At 61.2% G+C, this 17,214-nt stretch carries 19 protein-coding genes; 4 read left to right on the top strand and 15 right to left on the bottom strand.

Annotated elements, in window-relative coordinates; translation table 11 throughout:
* Nucleotides 1-241 precede the first annotated feature (241 nt).
* Nucleotides 242-505, top strand: a complete 264-nt coding sequence (locus ACFFAR_RS06925; protein ID WP_075360448.1) for a hypothetical protein — start codon at nucleotides 242-244, stop codon at nucleotides 503-505.
* A 184-nt stretch (nucleotides 506-689) separates the two neighbouring features.
* Here the strand turns inward: ACFFAR_RS06925 and ACFFAR_RS06920 are convergent, their stop codons facing one another.
* The 10 genes from ACFFAR_RS06920 to ACFFAR_RS06875 all read right to left on the bottom strand — a co-directional run bounded on the left by ACFFAR_RS06920 (nucleotide 690) and on the right by ACFFAR_RS06875 (nucleotide 9,810).
* The gene (locus ACFFAR_RS06920; RefSeq protein ID WP_174363801.1) at nucleotides 690-1,463 is read right to left on the bottom strand and encodes an MBL fold metallo-hydrolase; all 774 of its coding nucleotides are present in this window, start codon (nucleotides 1,461-1,463) and stop codon (nucleotides 690-692) included.
* A gap of 10 nt (nucleotides 1,464-1,473) precedes the next feature.
* The gene (gene bamC / locus ACFFAR_RS06915; RefSeq protein WP_174363802.1) at nucleotides 1,474-2,616 is read right to left on the bottom strand and encodes an outer membrane protein assembly factor BamC; all 1,143 of its coding nucleotides are present in this window, start codon (nucleotides 2,614-2,616) and stop codon (nucleotides 1,474-1,476) included.
* A gap of 167 nt (nucleotides 2,617-2,783) precedes the next feature.
* On the bottom strand, nucleotides 2,784-3,689 hold the full coding sequence (gene dapA / locus ACFFAR_RS06910) for a 4-hydroxy-tetrahydrodipicolinate synthase (RefSeq protein ID WP_061999082.1): 906 nt from the start codon (nucleotides 3,687-3,689) through the stop codon (nucleotides 2,784-2,786).
* 42 nt (nucleotides 3,690-3,731) lie between these two features.
* Nucleotides 3,732-4,355 carry a methyltransferase domain-containing protein gene (locus ACFFAR_RS06905; RefSeq protein WP_174363804.1) on the bottom strand — a complete coding sequence of 208 codons (624 nt, stop codon included), beginning with the start codon at nucleotides 4,353-4,355 and terminating at the stop codon, nucleotides 3,732-3,734.
* Complete coding sequence (locus tag ACFFAR_RS06900; protein ID WP_061999080.1) at nucleotides 4,352-5,554, bottom strand: tryptophan--tRNA ligase; 1,203 nt, start codon at nucleotides 5,552-5,554, stop codon at nucleotides 4,352-4,354. Before ACFFAR_RS06900 ends, ACFFAR_RS06905 begins: the two co-directional genes overlap by 4 nt.
* Before the next feature lie 4 nt (nucleotides 5,555-5,558).
* Complete coding sequence (locus ACFFAR_RS06895; protein WP_061999079.1) at nucleotides 5,559-6,224, bottom strand: site-2 protease family protein; 666 nt, start codon at nucleotides 6,222-6,224, stop codon at nucleotides 5,559-5,561.
* 154 nt (nucleotides 6,225-6,378) lie between these two features.
* Entirely contained in the window at nucleotides 6,379-7,020 is a 642-nt protein-coding gene (locus ACFFAR_RS06890) for an L-threonylcarbamoyladenylate synthase (RefSeq protein ID WP_375507680.1), read from the bottom strand.
* Nucleotides 7,021-7,184: 164 nt separating this feature from the next.
* Nucleotides 7,185-8,015 (bottom strand): 3',5'-nucleoside bisphosphate phosphatase, encoded by an 831-nt coding sequence (locus ACFFAR_RS06885; RefSeq protein ID WP_061999077.1) that lies wholly within the window; start codon nucleotides 8,013-8,015, stop codon nucleotides 7,185-7,187.
* Between the two features lie 53 nt (nucleotides 8,016-8,068).
* Nucleotides 8,069-8,956: an alpha/beta fold hydrolase gene (locus tag ACFFAR_RS06880; RefSeq protein ID WP_174364305.1), complete on the bottom strand. Its 888-nt coding sequence runs from the start codon at nucleotides 8,954-8,956 to the stop codon at nucleotides 8,069-8,071.
* Nucleotides 8,953-9,810, bottom strand: a complete 858-nt coding sequence (locus ACFFAR_RS06875; protein WP_174364304.1) for a DUF455 family protein — start codon at nucleotides 9,808-9,810, stop codon at nucleotides 8,953-8,955. The genes ACFFAR_RS06880 and ACFFAR_RS06875 overlap by 4 nt, the downstream gene beginning before the upstream one ends.
* Before the next feature lie 250 nt (nucleotides 9,811-10,060).
* Here ACFFAR_RS06875 and ACFFAR_RS06870 point away from each other — a divergent pair, with 250 nt between their 5' ends.
* The 3 genes from ACFFAR_RS06870 to ACFFAR_RS06860 all read left to right on the top strand — a co-directional run bounded on the left by ACFFAR_RS06870 (nucleotide 10,061) and on the right by ACFFAR_RS06860 (nucleotide 12,081).
* Nucleotides 10,061-10,585: a gamma carbonic anhydrase family protein gene (locus ACFFAR_RS06870; protein ID WP_061999074.1), complete on the top strand. Its 525-nt coding sequence runs from the start codon at nucleotides 10,061-10,063 to the stop codon at nucleotides 10,583-10,585.
* 71 nt (nucleotides 10,586-10,656) lie between these two features.
* Nucleotides 10,657-11,601 carry an Hsp33 family molecular chaperone HslO gene (locus ACFFAR_RS06865; RefSeq protein ID WP_062000799.1) on the top strand — a complete coding sequence of 315 codons (945 nt, stop codon included), beginning with the start codon at nucleotides 10,657-10,659 and terminating at the stop codon, nucleotides 11,599-11,601.
* 120 nt (nucleotides 11,602-11,721) lie between these two features.
* Complete coding sequence (locus tag ACFFAR_RS06860) at nucleotides 11,722-12,081, top strand: hypothetical protein (RefSeq protein WP_075360454.1); 360 nt, start codon at nucleotides 11,722-11,724, stop codon at nucleotides 12,079-12,081.
* A gap of 101 nt (nucleotides 12,082-12,182) precedes the next feature.
* Here ACFFAR_RS06860 and ftsB read toward each other — a convergent pair whose 3' ends face one another.
* The 5 genes from ftsB to ACFFAR_RS06835 all read right to left on the bottom strand — a co-directional run bounded on the left by ftsB (nucleotide 12,183) and on the right by ACFFAR_RS06835 (nucleotide 17,069).
* Nucleotides 12,183-12,638, bottom strand: a complete 456-nt coding sequence (ftsB, locus tag ACFFAR_RS06855) for a cell division protein FtsB (protein WP_061999072.1) — start codon at nucleotides 12,636-12,638, stop codon at nucleotides 12,183-12,185.
* 134 nt (nucleotides 12,639-12,772) lie between these two features.
* Nucleotides 12,773-14,056, bottom strand: coding sequence for a phosphopyruvate hydratase (eno, locus tag ACFFAR_RS06850; protein WP_375507679.1), 1,284 nt, complete (start codon nucleotides 14,054-14,056; stop codon nucleotides 12,773-12,775).
* A gap of 80 nt (nucleotides 14,057-14,136) precedes the next feature.
* The gene (locus ACFFAR_RS06845) at nucleotides 14,137-14,424 is read right to left on the bottom strand and encodes a DUF1330 domain-containing protein (protein WP_174364920.1); all 288 of its coding nucleotides are present in this window, start codon (nucleotides 14,422-14,424) and stop codon (nucleotides 14,137-14,139) included.
* Nucleotides 14,425-14,502: 78 nt separating this feature from the next.
* Nucleotides 14,503-15,357, bottom strand: a complete 855-nt coding sequence (kdsA, locus tag ACFFAR_RS06840) for a 3-deoxy-8-phosphooctulonate synthase (RefSeq protein WP_061999070.1) — start codon at nucleotides 15,355-15,357, stop codon at nucleotides 14,503-14,505.
* On the bottom strand, nucleotides 15,354-17,069 hold the full coding sequence (locus tag ACFFAR_RS06835) for a CTP synthase (protein WP_075360456.1): 1,716 nt from the start codon (nucleotides 17,067-17,069) through the stop codon (nucleotides 15,354-15,356). Before ACFFAR_RS06835 ends, kdsA begins: the two co-directional genes overlap by 4 nt.
* Nucleotides 17,070-17,214: the final 145 nt, after the last annotated feature.

Raw genomic sequence — 17,214 nt, 5'->3', positions numbered from 1 at the left:
TACGCCTGACTAAGCGACTTTGCTGTTCCGCAATGTGGAAATTTGTATGAGAAAGACAACGTATTGGCCCCGCATTTATCGACGGTCGGTACGAAAGGCCATATAATTTCCGCCCAAGCCGTGGGAAGTCTCACACTCTCCAATAAAATGTGGGTCTCCACAACGGCCCGGGTCGGTGTTGGAGCACACATTACCGGTACTTTGCGCTGTTGCTTACCTTTAACCATAAAAGGACGTGATCATGAAGAAATCTCTCCTCGTAGCATCCCTGTTGGCTGCTGTTGCTCTTGCTGCATGCAACAAGTCTAGCGATACGGCTGCTCCGGGCGCTGCTAGCGATACGTCGGCTGCTTCGGCACCGGCAGCTGCTGCTTCGGACGCTGCGGCTTCCGCAACGGACGCAGCATCGAGCGCTACGGCTGCTGCAAGCGACGCAGCTTCGGCTGCTGCAACGGCATCGGACGCTGCTGCTCCGGCTGCTGCTGCTTCGGGCGCGAGCCAGTAAGTATTGAGTCAGAGGCCAAGTTTCCCGCTCTTGAGCATGATTGATCCAGCAGGAAACGAAGCCTCCGCAGTAAGCCCACAAGGTTGATTTTGTAGGCTTACGAAAAAACCGGCCCTCGGGCCGGTTTTTTTACGTCTGGTGCTTCTTGATTTAAAAGTTCGATATGCCTGTCACGGAGGACGCTTCAAAGGGAAAGCCAGTCAAAGCCATCCGCCTGCGTCGCGACCAGCACGTCGGCGGCCGTCGCGCCCAAGACCGCAGCAAGGGCCGCCTGGGCCAGCTCAGGCAAGTTGTTCTGCTGGCTCAAATGGGCGGCCACCAGATGACGCAGCTTCGATCGATCCAGCGATGCAAGGATGGCCGCCGCCGCGTCGTTGTTCAGATGCCCGTGCATGCCGCTGATGCGGGCCTTCAACGACGCAGGATAGCGGCTCGTCGCGAGCATCTCCATGTCGTGATTGGATTCGAGCACCAGCGCATCGCAACCGCTCAACGTGCTGGTGATATGCGGCGTGGCAACGCCCACATCCGTCAGGACGCCCAAGCGGCTTGCGCCGTCAGAGAACACGTACTGGAGGGGTTCGCGTGCGTCATGGGGAACTGTGTAGGGCAGCACATGCAGGTTGCCCACAGCGACGCTCTCGTCGCCCCAGAGCACATGCAGGTCGACCGGTGCGTCATCGGCGCCTACCGCGCGCGCCGTGCCCCAGCTCATGTGTACCGGAATGGACCATTTGCGCGCTAGCGTCAGCGCGCCGCCAATGTGATCCGTATGCTCGTGCGTGATGAAAATGGCATCGAGCTGATCAGGGCGAACGTCGAGCCTCGCAAGGCGCCGCTCGACTTCCTTGGCTGAAAAACCACAGTCCAGCAGCACGCGCGTGGTGATCGTGCCGCTGGCCGACTCGACCAGCAACGCGTTGCCTTCACTGCCGCTGCCGAGACTGGCAAAGCGCATTGGCCGGGACCTAGTTCAACTGCGCATGCAGCAACGCAACGATACGTTGAGCGTCAGTCGATGTATCGACCTGACCGTTCGCATCGACCACGGCGACTTGCGTCAGGGCATCGGCCTTCGGACGCACATTGACCATGAATTCACGTGAGGGCTTCGGCGCGCTGCCGGTGAACAGCTTGCCGAGCAGCCCTTCCTTCTTCAGCTCCGCCATGGAGTCGGAGAAACGCACGTAATACACGCCCTTCGCGCGGTCGCGGTTGTCCACGGTGAAGTTGGTACGGTCAAGCGCCAAACCGACTCGCAACCAGGCGCGATCGAACGGCTCGGAGATGTCGAGCGTAGACGTGCCGCCCGATTGATCCAGTGCGACAGCCGGCTCGGCCGGACGTGCGTCGGTCAGCAATTGCTTGGCTTGTGCATCCGTGAGACCGAACTTCTCCATCAGCTTCGCAAGGAACGCCGCTTCGAGCGCCGGGTTGCGCGGACGCTCTTCCCATTTCGACGAGGTCTTGTCCTGGCCGGTCAGCACTTCTTCCATCGCGGCGTGGCTGATCGAGATGTCCGTGGAGTTGTTCGAGCCACGTTCCACCAGCGTGCGGAACTGGTCGCGTGTACCCGATGAATACGCAAAGTCGATCAGCTTGCCCACGCTCTTCCTGAACCAGTCGTCCGGAATGTTCGCGCGATTCTCGGCCCAGTCGGTGGACATGATGCCGGTGGCCGGTGCATCGGTCTTGAGCGTGAAACCGTTCTCTTCCCAGAACTCCTGCAACTGTGGCCAGAGTTGATCGGGCGAGCGGCCGTCGACCACGAGCCAGCGGCGGTCGCCGTCGCGTTCCACGTGCATGCCGAACGGGTCTTGCGGCGTCGGCAAACCGACTGTCGCATTGCCTGCCGGCGTCAGCGAACGCGGTGCAGCGCCGCCGAGCGAATTCAGCTTGGGCGGTGCAGCGTACCGCTGGCTGATGTCGCCGGTGGTCAGATCCGACGGCACTGCCAGCGAAGGCGCCGTTTCAGCACCCTTGTAATTCACACGGTCAGGCGCGAGCCAATCGTTCAAGGTGTCACAACCGCCAAGCGAGATCAGCGTGCCGATTGCAAGCGACAGCGCGCCAATGGTGCGAGCGTTGTTGATTAAGGCAGAACGTTTCATGAGGTCCTTCGTGATGCTGAATGCGCGTTGCCTGGAAGCTAAGCCGGGAACGGGTCGATGAACGACGGGTTGATGACACTCGCTGGCTGGCCGAACGGTGGTGCGGCCGGGATGCACTGCATGCAGGCGAACGCGCGTGTTGTTCAAGCGCATCCGCCCGCGGTAAGTCAGGCCAAAAGCCCGGTCTCGCGCAACGCGGCGCGCACGACGTCGTGATAACGCGCGTCAAGCGGCGTGAGCGGCAGGCGAATCCCGCTCCCCATGCGTCCAAGCGCGGTCAGCGCCCATTTCGCGGGAATCGGATTCGACTCGCAGAACATGTTTTTGTGCAGCGACAGCAGGCTCAAATGAATCTTGCGTGCCGTGATGGCGTCGCCGGCCAGCGCCGCACGGCAGAGTTCGCTCATTGCACGCGGTGCCACGTTCGCGGTCACCGAAATATTGCCGTGGCCGCCGAGCAGCATCAACGCGATCGCGGTCGGATCGTCACCGCTGTAGATTGCGAAATGGGCGGGTGCCTCGTTGATCAGATTCGCTGCACGATCGATGTTGCCCGTCGCTTCCTTCACGCCGATGATTCCTGGCACGTTTGCCAGGCGGATCACGGTGTCGTGATTCATGTCGGCAACAGTACGGCCCGGCACGTTGTACAGGATCACCGGCAGATCAACCGATTCCGCGATCTTGCGAAAGTGCTGGTACATGCCCTCTTGGGTGGGCTTGTTGTAGTACGGAACCACTTGCAACGTAGCGTCCGCACCAACTTCCTTCGCGGCGCGCGCCAGTTCGACGGCCTCCGAGGTGGAGTTGCCACCCGCGCCCGCGATGATCGGAAAGCGCTTGGCCGTATGTTCGACGGCGGTTTTCACCATCAACACGTGCTCTTCCACGGAGAGCGTGGCGGACTCACCACTGGTGCCGACGACGACGAGCCCGTTCGAGCCCTCTTCAACATGCCAGTCGATCAGTTTTCGAAACGCCGGCAGATCGAGACTACCGTCCTCGTGCATCGGGGTGACGATGGCAGGAATGCTGCCGCGGATCTGGATGCCGCCGTGTGTTCCGTTTGTCATGAAACGCTAGGGAAATTGGTCGGAAACCGCGATTGTAGCGGATTAGGACTGTAGAACGTAACGATCCGGGGGTGCGGCATTGTTACGGTCCGTAAGGCCCGTGGACAGAGGCGCCGACTCGGCTACGGCGCAGATGCGCTGCACGCAGGATGCACGCGGCGCGCTGATAAATCCATCCTGATAAGCGATGACCCGCAAGCGCGGGCGCACGGCGTCGAGAAGTTCACCGGGATTGAGCAGGAAATCCGGATTCGATGGCTTGCCGAATTGCGCATTGCCTGCGGCAAAGGTTTCGTAGAGCAGCACGCCGCCGGGCGCGAGGGCATCGAGAAGAAAGGGGAATGACGGCCGGTGAAGATAGTTCGTCACGACCACGGCGGCGAACTTTTCGTCTTCGCGCAAGGGCCACGCCGCATTTTCAAGATCGGCGCAACGCGTGCTTACGTGCAGCACGGCAGCGAGACTGGCGAGCGCGGTTTCATCGCGATCCAGTGCCAGAACGTCGTGTCCACGCGATGCAAAAAACCGCGAATGACGGCCGTTGCCGGCCGCCACGTCAAGCACCGCACCGCCCTTTTCCACCAGATGCGACCATTGCTCAATCCATGCACTGGCGGTGGTTGGGGGCGAATACAGCGCGGGCGTCGGCGTCACGGCTTGCTTCAGTTGTAAGACAGGCCCATGGCGTCGCGAACGTCGCGCATGGTTTCGACTGCAAACTTGCGCGCCTTGTCGCAGCCATCGGCCACGATGGCACGCAACAACGAAGGGTCGTCCATGTATTTCTGTGCGCGCTCGAGCATGGGTTGCTGCTCGCGCAGGATCCCTTCGATCACCGGCTGCTTGCACTCGAGGCAGCCAATGCCCGCAGTGCGGCACCCCTTTTGCACCCACTCGTGCGTCGCTTCGTCGGTGTAGACCTGATGAAGCTGCCATACCGGGCATTTGTCCGGATCGCCCGGATCGGTGCGGCGAACACGCGCCGGATCGGTCGGCATGGTGCGCACTTTCTTCGTGATGCTCTCGGCGTCTTCACGCAAGCCGATAGTGTTGCCATACGACTTCGACATCTTGGCGCCGTCGAGGCCCGGCATGCGCGACGCTTCGGTCAACAGCACTTGCGGCTCGACCAGGATGATCTTGCGCGCGCCTTCCAGGTAGCCGAAAAGCCGTTCGCGATCGTTCATGGACAAGCTCTGCGATTCCTGCAGCATCGCGCGTGCTTGTTCGAGCGCTTCGTCGTCACCCTCTTGCTGATACGCGACGCGCAACTCGTGATAAAGCTTTGCACGCTTGCCGCCGAGCTTCTTGGCGGCATCGAGCGCCTTCTCTTCGAAATCCGCTTCACGTCCATAAAGATAGTTGAAGCGCCGGGCAATTTCACGCGTCATTTCGACGTGCGGCACCTGGTCTTCGCCCACCGGAACGAGCGACGCGCGATACAGCAGGATGTCTGCCGCCATTAGCACCGGATAACCGAGAAAACCGTATGTGGTGAGATCCTTTTCCTTCAGCTTCTCGATCTGTTCCTTGTAGGTCGGCACGCGTTCGAGCCAGCCGAGCGGCGTCCCCATGCCGAGCAGCAGCGCCAGTTCGGCGTGCTCAGGCACGCGGCTCTGAATGAACAGCGTGGCCTGCGCCGGGTCGATGCCGGAAGCGAGCCAGTCGATCAGCACTTCCCACACGTTCTTCTCGATCACCTCGGGCGTTTCGTAGTGCGTCGTCAGCGCGTGCCAGTCGACGACCGCGAAGAAGCACGGATATTCGGACTGCAGCCGCACCCAGTTCTTGAGCACGCCGTGATAGTGGCCTAGGTGCAGCGAGCCGGTAGGCCGCATGCCGGAGAAGATACGGTCAGGGAACATGGTTTTATTGGAAGAGCGAAGCAAGGGGATTCAGGACGGCCGACACCGCGACGTACCCGGCGCTCACCAGCGGTCCGAGCCAGAAACGCGTCAGGGTGCCGGTCATGACCAGCGCCATCACGATAAAAAACCCGTACGGCTCGAGCCGCGACAGCATGATCGACGCACGCACCGGCAGCAAGGCCATCAGCACACGGCCGCCGTCGAGCGGCGGCAGCGGGAACAGGTTGAGCACGCCGAGCACGAGGTTCACGCCCACGCCCGCCGCAGCCATGCGCGTGAGGAAGGGTTCGTTGACATTGAATGCTGCGAGCAGCACGGCAATCACGCCCCAGATCAGCGCTTGCGCGAAGTTGCTGGCCGGCCCGGCAGCCGCGACCCACAAACTGCCCCAGCGCGGATTGCGCAAATTGCCGAATGCAACCGGAACCGGTTTTGCGTACCCGAACATGAACGCGCCGCTCGTGACGAAATACAGCACCAGCGGAATTGCCAGCGTGCCGATGGGGTCGATGTGGCGCATCGGATTAAGCGAGACGCGGCCGAGCACGTAAGCCGTGTTGTCGCCCAGGAGGCGGGCCGCGTAGCCGTGCGCGGCCTCGTGCAGCGTGATCGCGAAGATCACGGGGAGCGCGTAGACCGCGATCGTTTGTATCAGGGAGGAATCCATAGCTCGCTATTGTATCAAGCAGTTGTGGCGCCACTCATGGCGGTATGTGCGAGCGTTCGCGGGCCGTCGCGCATCGAAGCGTGCGCTTTGCCTCGCGCGCCACCCTATTGTGTCATCGCGGAAATTCAGGTGATGGAAATGTTGCCCGCCCGTGTCATTGCGCGCTGTCAGCGGTGAGACCGAACGGCTCCAGGCTTCCCAGCCCCGGGCGCACGAGGACCGGTACTTCGCCCGTCAGATCGATCACGGTTGACGGTTCCATTGGGCAGGCGCCGGCGTCGATCACGAGATCGATCTGTTTTTCCAGCTTTTCGCGGATCTCTTCGGCGTCGTTGAGCGGATGGGTATCGTTGGGCATGATCAGCGTGGAGCCCAGCAGCGGTTGTCCGAGCGCTTCCAGCAGCGCAAGCGTGATGGCGTGATTCGGCACCCGCAGGCCGATCGTCTTGCGCGACGGATGCGAAAGGCGCCGCGGGACTTCCTTGGTTGCCTGCAAAACGAAAACGTAAGGACCCGGTGTCACGGATTTGATCAGACGATAGTTCCGGTTATCGACCATCGCAAAATTCGAAAGCTCGGACAAATCCCGCACCAGCAGCGAAAGCAGTTGTTTCTCGTCGAGTCCGCGAATCCGCCGGATGCGCTCGACCGCGTCCTTGTCATCGAGATGACACGCCAGCGCGTAGCTCGAATCGGTCGGCAACGCCACGATGCCGCCATCGTTGATGATCTGCACCGCCTGATTGATCAGCCGCGGCTGCGGATTATCCGGGTGAATGCGAAAGAATTGAGACATGACCAGAGGACTAGAAAAGTTGCCCGGCGGGAGCATCCGTCGGTTTGCCCGAGGCTCTCCATGTGAACTCGGCAGAATACCCGCAAATTCATGCTATCGCGCGACAAACGGCGCAAGGGAAGCGTGAAGTCGCGCAAGGATCGTGCGAGGCGTGGCGGACAAGCTCAGCGCAGGCATTCCCAGACGGGTTTGAGGTCGGCGGGAAGCGGCGGCAATTGGCCAAGGTCGATACGGCCCTCGCCCGCCGCATGAAAATCCGAACCACGTGAAGCGTAGAACCCATAGCGGCGCGCAACCTCCGCATATTCCCGATACTGGTCCGGCGTATGGCTGCCCGTCACCACTTCAATGGCGCGGCCGCCGAGCTGGATGAATTCATCGAAGAGCGCGGCGAATTCGACCTGCGAGAAATCATAGCGCCCCGGGTGCGCGATCACCGCTTCGCCGCCGGCCGCCTTGATCCATTTCATGGCGTCGGCGAGTTTCGACCATCGATGGCCGACGAAACCCGGTTTTCCGTCACCGAGGTATTTCGAGAACACGTCCGAGGTGGACTCTGCGTAGCCTTTATCAACCAGAAAACGCGCGAAGTGTGTGCGCGAGATCATTGCCGGGTCGTTCACGTAGGTCAGCGCGCCTTCATAGGCGCCCGGGATGCCGATCGCGGCCAGCGCCTGCCCGATGGCCTCACCGCGTGCCCTGCGGCCGCTACGCGTCTCGGCAAGGCCGTCGATGAGCTCCTGGCAATCCGCATCCACATTGAGCCCCACGACATGAACCGTGCGTCCCGCCCATGTGACCGAAATCTCGACGCCGCCGACATAGTCCATTCCAAGCGCCCTGGCCGCTTCGCGCGCCTCGCGCTGGCCGCCGATCTGGTCGTGATCGGTCAGCGACCACAGCGTCACGCCACCTGCGTGCGCACGCGCGGCAACCTCGGCTGGAGCGAGCTGGCCATCGGAAACGGTGGAATGGCAATGCAGGTCGGCGTTCATCGTTGGAACTCGGGGAGTCATCTGTTCATTCTACTGCAACGCGTCAAAGCGGATCACGCGCAAAACGCTTCGATCAGCGCCGCGACGCGCTCCGGCTGATCGTGGTGCAGCATGTGGCCGGCGTTATCGATGAGTTCCTCGCGCCAATCCGGGAATGCGGTGAAACGCTGCTTGAATTCATCGATGGGAACGTCCGCCGCGATCGCAGCCAAAGTCGGCGACCCGACGGCTTCCACGTGCAAGACCTTCGCCTCGACCATCGACCAGACGGCCATCACCTCTTCCAGCCGGTACAACACCGGTCCACGAAGCTTGTGGGCGGGATCGGCGAGCAAATGGAGGCGGCCTTCGCCGTCCGGCTTCGACCAGTGGGCGGCCAGGAAACGCGCCTTCGCGAGCGGCAAGCGCGGGTTCGTGCGGATCAGGCGCTGGGCGACATCGTCGAAAGTGGCGTAGGTGTTGAGCGTCGGCGGCGCCCGAAGGTCGTCCAGCCATTGCGTGAGGCGTGCCGGCGCGCGCCCGGGTTGCATCGCGGCCATCCCGAACCCTTCCAGATCGACCACGCAGCGCACTCGCTCCGGCCGCACGCCCGCGTAAAGGCAGACGACGTTCGCGCCCATGCTGTGGCCGACCAGGTTCACCGCCTCGCGTGGCGGTGTGTAGTGGTCGATCAGTGCATCGAGATCGGCGAGATAGTCCTGGAACCAGTAGTTTCCGCTCTTGCCCTCGGCCACCGGCCAGTCCGACAGGCCAAAACCGCGGGCATCGGGCGCGATGACCTGCCAGTCGCCGGCGAGCGCATCGACGACGAACTGGAATGACGCCGATACATCCATCCACCCGTGCAGCATAAAAAGCGTGGGCGCGTCGGGGCGGCCCCAGCGGCGGACATGCAGGCGCGTCCCGCGTGTGGTGACGAAGTCGGAAGTGAATGGTTTCATCGGGAAGACCCGGCGGCGTCGAGGCCTGCGAGCGCGCGCAGTTCGGCCTCGTCAAAACCGGCATCGCGGCGCGCTTCGAAATTGAACGGTCCACGCAGTTTCGGCGCGTGATAGCGCTCGGCGAGTTCTTCGTAGGCGACGTGCGGATCGGCGTTCGCCTTGTCGCACAAGTGCCGGAACCAGTGATTTCCAATGAGCACGTGGCCGATTTCGTCGTGGAGAATGATGTCCAGGATAGCCGCCGATGCATGGTCGCCCGCCTGCGCCAGACGGCGGCGAATCGGCGGCGCTGCGTCCAGGCCGCGCGCTTCGAGCGTGCGCGGCACCAGCGCCATGCGCGCGAGCACGTCGCCCCGCGTGCGTTCGGCCATTTCCCAAAGGCCGTCGTGGGCGGGAAAATCGCCATATGCGTGACCAAACTCCGCCAGCCTCGCGCTCAGCAGCGAAAAATGCCGCGCTTCTTCAGCCGCCACCTTGAACCAGTCGCTGTAAAAGGCCTCGGGCATCGATGGAAACCGCCAGACTGCATCGAGCGCCAGATTGATCGCGTTGAATTCGATGTGAGCGAGCGCGTGCAACAGCACGGCGCGCCCGGCGTCGGACTGCATGCTGCGCCGTTTGAGCGATGAAGGCGCCACCAGTTCCGGCGCGTCGGGGCGCCCGGGCAGGTCGAGCGGATCGGTGATACGGGCGGTGACGTCGAGCGTCGTGTCCATCGCGAGCATACGGTCGTAGAAAAGCTGCGTGGCGCGGGCTTTGGTCGACGGATCACGTTCGCGCAACAGCGCGAGTGCAGCGTGCCGGACACTCAGTAGAAGGGATGACGAACTGGACAAATCGAGCGGGTCGGACATGATTCTCAAAGAGTTTTGACGTGCTTATGCTTGATACGCCGGAACCGGGCGATCCCGTCCTCGGCGGCCGGCCGCACGGCACTTCCCCGCAACCGGCTAAAATAACGGTTTTCCCGGTCGCATTTCAGATTTCAGCATCAAAACGCGCTGGAGCCGCCGTTCAAGAGCTCAACCAGCGACCGATTGTACTGTCCAGCCGCGGCGCCCCAGCCTGCCGCCCAATTCCGCTTCCAGCCCCACAGGAGACACAGTGGCAATCTACAAGCTCGGCGATGCCGCCCCGACCATCCACGAAAGCGTATTTGTCGCTGATACGGCGACCATCATCGGCCGCGTAACGCTTGAGGAGAACTCGAGCGTCTGGTTCGGCGCCTCGCTGCGCGCGGACAACGAGCCGATCGTGCTCGGCCATGGAAGCAATATCCAGGAGGGAGCGGTGCTTCATACCGATCCGGGCTTTCCCCTGACCATTGAGGCGAACGTCACCGTCGGCCATCAGGCAATGCTGCACGGCTGCACCGTCAAGGAAGGCGCGCTCATCGGAATTCAGGCGGTGGTCTTGAATGGCGCGGTAATTGGCCGCAATTGCCTTGTTGGTGCAGGCGCCGTGGTGACCGAAGGCAAGATTTTCCCCGATAACACCCTGATCCTCGGCGCACCCGCGAAAGCCGTGCGGGAACTGACGGAAGCGGACATTGCGAAGATGCAGGGCGGCACGCGTGGTTACGTGGAACGCCGCGAATATTACAAGGCGCAACTCGTACGGATCGGCTGAATGCCGCTTCGTGCGTTTTGCGCAATTGATTAAAGGACCCCAGCGTGGTTAACGATCAGCTGCAAAAATTCATGTTCAACGCGGCGCCAGTGCGCGGCGAGATCGTCTCGTTGCGCGATACATGGCAGGAAGTACTCACGCGCCGCTCCTATCCCGCGCCCGTGCGCAATGTGCTCGGCGAAATGATGGCTGCCTGCGCGCTGCTGTCGGCGAATCTCAAGTTCGATGGCACGTTGATCATGCAGATCTATGGCGACGGACCGGTGACGATGCTCGTCGTGCAGTGCAATTCGGACCTGTCGCTGCGCGCAACGGCAAAACTCGCTGAGTCAATAGAAGGAGCGAGCGAAGCGCCCGTCGCGATCACCGACGACATGACCCTCCCCGACTTGCTGAACCGCAATGGCCAGGGACGTTGTGTGATCACGCTCGACCCGCGCGACAAGAAGCCCGGCCAGCAGGCGTATCAGGGCATCGTGCCGTTAAGCGGCGAGCATGGGCCACTCGCATCGATGGCCGAAGTGCTGGAACACTATATGCATCACTCCGAGCAGCTCGATACACGCATGTGGCTCGCCGCGAACACCGAGCGCGCGGTGGGCATGCTGCTGCAGAAGCTTCCGGGCGATGGCGGTATCGTCCCGCACCCGGGCGAACACGACGCCGATACCTGGCAGCGCGTGTGTCACCTCGGCGGCACGCTGTCGAATGAAGAGTTGTTGAAGGAAGAGCCTGAGACTGTATTCAAACGGCTGTTCTGGCAGGAAAACGTGCAGCACTTCGAGCCGGCTCAGGCTCGTTTCGAATGCACGTGTTCGCGTGAGAAAGTCGGCGGGATGCTGAAGATGCTGGGTCGGGAAGAAGTCGACAGCGTGGTCGAAGAGCGTGGCAGTGTTGAAGTCCATTGCGAATTCTGCAACCAGCGCTATGAGTTCGATCCCGTGGACGTGGCGCAACTTTTTGTCGCGGGAGAAATCTCGCAAGCCGTAAGCCCGGCGCCGGATCAGCGGCATTGATCGACGTCGCGCAGGAAGAGTTCTGTTGTCTGTAACAAGACGTCGCGGGATGGCGCTTTGCCGATGCGCGACGTGGCATCATCCCTGTCCGATTAGTAGCCCGGCCCGCTGGAGGTCGACATGAAATCCTTTGCATTTGTATCGAAGAAACTGGCCGTCGCGGTGTGCGGCGCAGCGTTGCTCACGCTCGGCGGGTGCATGATGGATCCGCCGGGACCGTCGCCGGTTTACAGCCGCCTGCCCGCCACGCAGAATCAGGCGGCCCAGCCGCTTTCCCCGGAAGAGCAACAGCGCTACAACCAGATCGACCGGCAGGTGCTCGCCGAGCAGCAACAGGCCATGGCTGCGGATGCCGCGGCTCAGGCGTATTCGCAATACTATCGGCCGCCGGTGACGGTGTACGGCGGATATTCGAGCGGTGGATGGGGTAACAGATGGGGCACGGGTATTGGGGTTGGATACCCGGGGTATTATTGGTAAGGCTGATTCCCAAGGGTCAAGAAGGGCCGCAAATAGTAAAAGCCGTTCCAACTCACATTGGAACGGCTTTTTTGTATTCTATCGGGTCGATTCGACTGGCCTCAGCCGCCCGCTTTCTTCTTGGCGGCGTCCTGCTTCTCTTTGGTCGCCTGCCGCTCGAACGCACGGCGCTCTTCCTTCGATCGTGAAACCGGGTTGGGTACCACTCGCAAAGGCGCGGCGGAAACTTGTCCTCGCGTGGACGCGCTGGACTGTGCGTTCACCGAGTTGGCCGGCGCAGGGGAATTCGGCGAGACAAACTGCACGAATACCTCGCTGTCCTTCATCATGCCCATTTCATAACGCGCGCGTTCTTCAACAGCGGCCGTACCATTCTGCAAATCCGCGACTTCGCCCTGCACACGTTCGTTGCGCAGCTTCAGATCCGCATTTTTCTTTGTCTGGTTGACCAGTTGCTGCTGCAACTCGTGAACACGCAACCAGCCACCGTGCCCCCACCACAGCGGATACTGGATCATCGCCAGCAGCAGGATCAGGACAAAGGTGACAATCCGCATTTAAGAGGCGAGAGAAAAGCGCTGAAACTTCAACTGGTATTTCGGCGCCGCCCCGGGTTCGAAGGAACACGGGGCGGCGGACTGAACAAACGGCTACATTTGGACTAACGTCCGTCTGGACGAAAGCTTTAGCTTCAACGCAAATTGTAGAAGGCCGACTTGCCCGGATAGCTGGCGATATCGCCCAGATCTTCTTCAATGCGCAGCAACTGGTTGTACTTCGAGATGCGGTCGCTACGCGACAACGAACCCGTCTTGATCTGACCGGCATTCAGGCCGACCGCGATATCCGCAATCGTCGAATCTTCCGTTTCGCCCGAACGATGCGAGATAACGGCAGTGTAACCCGCGCGCTTCGCCATTTCGATTGCTGCAAAAGTTTCTGTCAGTGTGCCGATCTGGTTGATCTTGATCAGGATCGAATTGGCGATGCCCTTGTCGATGCCTTCCTTCAGGATGCGCGTGTTCGTCACGAAGAGGTCGTCGCCGACCAACTGGATTTTCTTGCCGAGCTTTTCGGTGAGAATCTTCCAGCCGTCCCAGTCGCTTTCGTGCATGCCGTCTTCAATCGACACGATCGGGAATTTATCGGCGAGCGTGGCGAGATAATCTGCGAATTCAGTGGACGACAACTGCAGGCCTTCGCCCGCGAGCTGATATTTGCCGTCGTGGTAGAACTCGCTTGCGGCGCAATCCAGCGCAAGCAAAACGTCTTCACCCGCACGATAACCCGCCTTCTCGATCGCCTGAACGATGGTCGAAAGACACTCGTCGTTGCTGCCGAAATTCGGCGCGAAACCGCCTTCGTCGCCCACGGCCGTGCTCATGCCACGGTCGCTCAGGATCTTCTTGAGCGCGTGGAACACTTCCGCGCCGCAACGCAGCGCTTCGCGGAAGGTCGGCTGGCTGACCGGAACGATCATGAATTCCTGGATGTCCAGGCTGTTGTTGGCGTGCGCGCCGCCGTTCACGATGTTCATCATGGGAACGGGCAATTGCATGGCGCCCGAACCGCCGAAATAACGATACAGCGGCAAGCCCGCTTCCTCAGCCGCGGCCTTGGCCACTGCCATGGAAACAGCCAGCATCGCGTTGGCGCCGAGGCGCGACTTGTTGTCGGTACCGTCGAGTTCGAGCAGGGTCTTGTCGAGAAACGCCTGTTCCGATGCATCGAGTCCCATGATGGCTTCGGAGATTTCGGTGTTGATGTGCTCGACTGCCTTCAGCACGCCCTTGCCGCCGTAGCGGCCGGCTTCGCCGTCGCGCAATTCGATGGCTTCGCGCGATCCGGTCGATGCGCCGGACGGCACCGCGGCGCGGCCCATCGTGCCCGATTCCAGCAGGACGTCGCATTCGACGGTGGGATTGCCGCGCGAGTCGAGAATCTCGCGACCGATGATATCTACGATGGCACTCATGGTTTCCTCAAGAAATGACGATAAATCAGGTCTGACAGCAAGCCGGGGTTGATGATCTTGCGCGGGCTCGAACGGGAGGCTTACACGCCTTCGACGACCATCATGTGCATCTCGGCTGCGCCGCTTCGCACACTTCGCGCCGCTTCATACCCGGCTGAGTGGTACCACTTGACCGCGGTCTCGTAATCGTCGAATTCGATCACGACACCGCGCGGGAGCAACGAGCCTTCGAGGGTTTCGCTTTTACCGCCGCGAGCGAGGTAGCGGCCACCATGCGCTTCGATTGCCGCAGCCGCCAGCGGCCGGTACGCCGCGTACCTCTCCGGGTCCGTCACATTGGCATTCACGATGACATAACCTTTTGCCATTGCCCTCTCCTCCTGATGCGATTCGGGCGCCGTGTCCGTAAAATTGCGTACACGAAACGCGGTGCCCTTGATTTGTTTTTAGCTGAAATCGTTCTCGAGGAACGGTCCGCTTTTCACAGCCCGGTCGAGCGCAACGAGCGTTTCCAGCAGGGCTTCCATTCTGTGCAGCGGCACGGCGTTCGGACCGTCGGACTTTGCGTTCGCCGGGTCCGGATGGGTTTCCATGAAAAGGCCGGAAACGCCCGTGGCGACCGCGGCTCGCGCCAGCACCGGAACGAATTCGCGTTGACCGCCGGAACTCGTGCCTTGGCCGCCCGGCAACTGGACCGAGTGCGTGGCGTCGAAAACGATGGGCGCATTGGTTTCCCGCATGATCGCGAGCGACCGCATATCGGAAACCAGGTTGTTATAACCGAACGACACACCCCGTTCGCAGGCCATGAAACGGTCATCGGACAGGCCTGCTTCGCGTGCGGCGTCGCGGGCTTTGTCGATGACGTTCTTCATGTCGTGCGGCGCGAGAAACTGGCCCTTCTTGATGTTGACCGGCTTGCCCGAACGCGCGCATGCGTGAATGAAGTCAGTCTGGCGGCACAGAAACGCGGGCGTTTGCAACACGTCGACCACCGATGCCACCGCTTCGATCTCGTGTTCCGAGTGAACGTCGGTGAGAATGGGCAGCCCGAGTTGCTTCTTCACTTCGCCGAGGATCCGCAGGCCTTCGTCCATGCCCAAACCGCGAAACGACTTGCCTGAGCTGCGGTTGGCTTTGTCATACGACGACTTGTAGATGAACGGCACGCCGACCTTGGCGCAGATTTCCTTCAAGCGGCCGGCGACGTCGATCGTCATCTGCTCCGATTCGACCACGCAGGTGCCCGCAATCAGGAAGAACGGCTGGTCGAGACCGACCTCGAAATCACACAGCTTCATGCTTGCGCTCCGACAGAAACCGCAACGGCCGGCGCCGGGTCAGAAGCCCCAGCGTGACCCGCAGCGTCAAGCGCCTGATGATGCGCGCGCGCCGCTTCGACGAACTCCTTGAAAAGCGGATGACCATCGCGTGGCGACGACGTGAACTCCGGGTGGAACTGCACGCCGACAAACCACGGGTGCATCGATTCCGGCAGTTCCATCATTTCCGGCAGGTCTTCGCTCGGCGTGCGCGCGCTGATCACGAGGCCACCTGCCTCGAGTTGCGGCACGAACCGGTTGTTCACTTCGTAGCGGTGACGATGACGCTCGTTCACATCCGTTCCGTAAATACGAGCCGCCATGGTGCCCGGCTTGATCGGACATTTTTGTGAACCCAGGCGCATGGTGCCGCCAAGATCCGACTCTTCCGTACGCTTTTCAACACGACCGGCGCGGTCATACCATTCGGTGATGAGCGCCACGACCGGGTTTGTAGTCGATGTATCGAATTCCGTGCTGTTTGCGTCCGTGAGACCGGCCACGTCGCGTGCAAATTCGATTACAGCCAGTTGCATGCCGAGGCAGATGCCGAGATACGGCGTCTTCGATTCGCGTGCATAACGTATTGCCTTGATCTTGCCTTCGGTGCCACGCGCGCCAAAACCGCCCGGCACGAGCACTGCGTCGAGATGCTTCAATGCATCGACGCCGTCAGTGTCGATCTGCTCGGAATCGATGTACTCGATGTTCACCTTCGTCGACGTATGAATGGACGCGTGCTTCAACGCCTCGATCAACGATTTGTACGACTCGGTCAACTCCACATATTTGCCGACCATGCCGATGGTGACTTCGCTCTGCGGGTTCTCGAGCTTTTGCACGAGGCCGGCCCACATGCTGAGGTCAGCGGGTTTCGCTTCGAGCTTGAGTTCTTCGCAGATGATGTTGTCGAGACCCTGGTCGTGCAGCATCTGCGGAATCTTGTAGATGCTGTCCACGTCCCACACCGAAATGACCGCGTCTTCCGGCACATTGGAAAAGAGCGAAATCTTCTGACATTCGTCGAGGGGGATCGGACGGTCCGCGCGACACAGCAGCACGTGCGGCGAGATACCGATCTCGCGCAGCTTCTGCACGCTGTGTTGCGTGGGTTTGGTCTTGAGCTCACCCGCCGTGGCGATGTACGGCACAAGCGTCAGGTGCACGAAACACGCGCTGTTGCGCCCGAGGCGCAGGCTCATCTGGCGCGCGGCTTCGAGAAACGGCAGCGACTCGATATCACCCACCGTCCCGCCGATTTCCACGATAGCCACATCCGGCTCGCCGCACGTGGCCGCAGCCGCGCCGCGTTGCAGGAACGCCTGGATTTCGTTGGTGATATGCGGAATGACCTGGACGGTCTTGCCGAGATACTCGCCACGGCGTTCCTTGCGGATCACCGATTCGTAGATCTGGCCCGTCGTGAAGTTATTGGCCTTGCGCATCTTCGTGCTGATGAAGCGCTCGTAATGGCCGAGGTCGAGGTCCGTTTCCGCTCCGTCTTCCGTCACGAACACTTCCCCATGCTGGAACGGGCTCATCGTGCCGGGGTCGACATTGATGTAGGGATCGAGCTTGAGGAGGGTGACTTTCAGACCGCGCGATTCGAGGATCGCGGCGAGGGAAGCGGCGGCAATACCCTTGCCGAGGGAAGACACTACGCCGCCGGTGACGAATACATATTTGGTCATCGCTAGGTGCTCGCGGGAAAAACGGATTATACCCGAAAGGACGTCACGGACCCAGAGCCCGAGCGGTCCAAATTCACTTTCCAGCGGCGCGTTCGCGCGCTTCGCTCAAGCGTTCGACTGACGTTCCACGCGCAACGCATTCAGC

This window comes from uncultured Caballeronia sp. (assembly GCF_964243625.1).
GTDB lineage: Bacteria > Pseudomonadota > Gammaproteobacteria > Burkholderiales > Burkholderiaceae > Caballeronia.
This window is presented reverse-complemented; position numbering and strand designations above follow the sequence as displayed.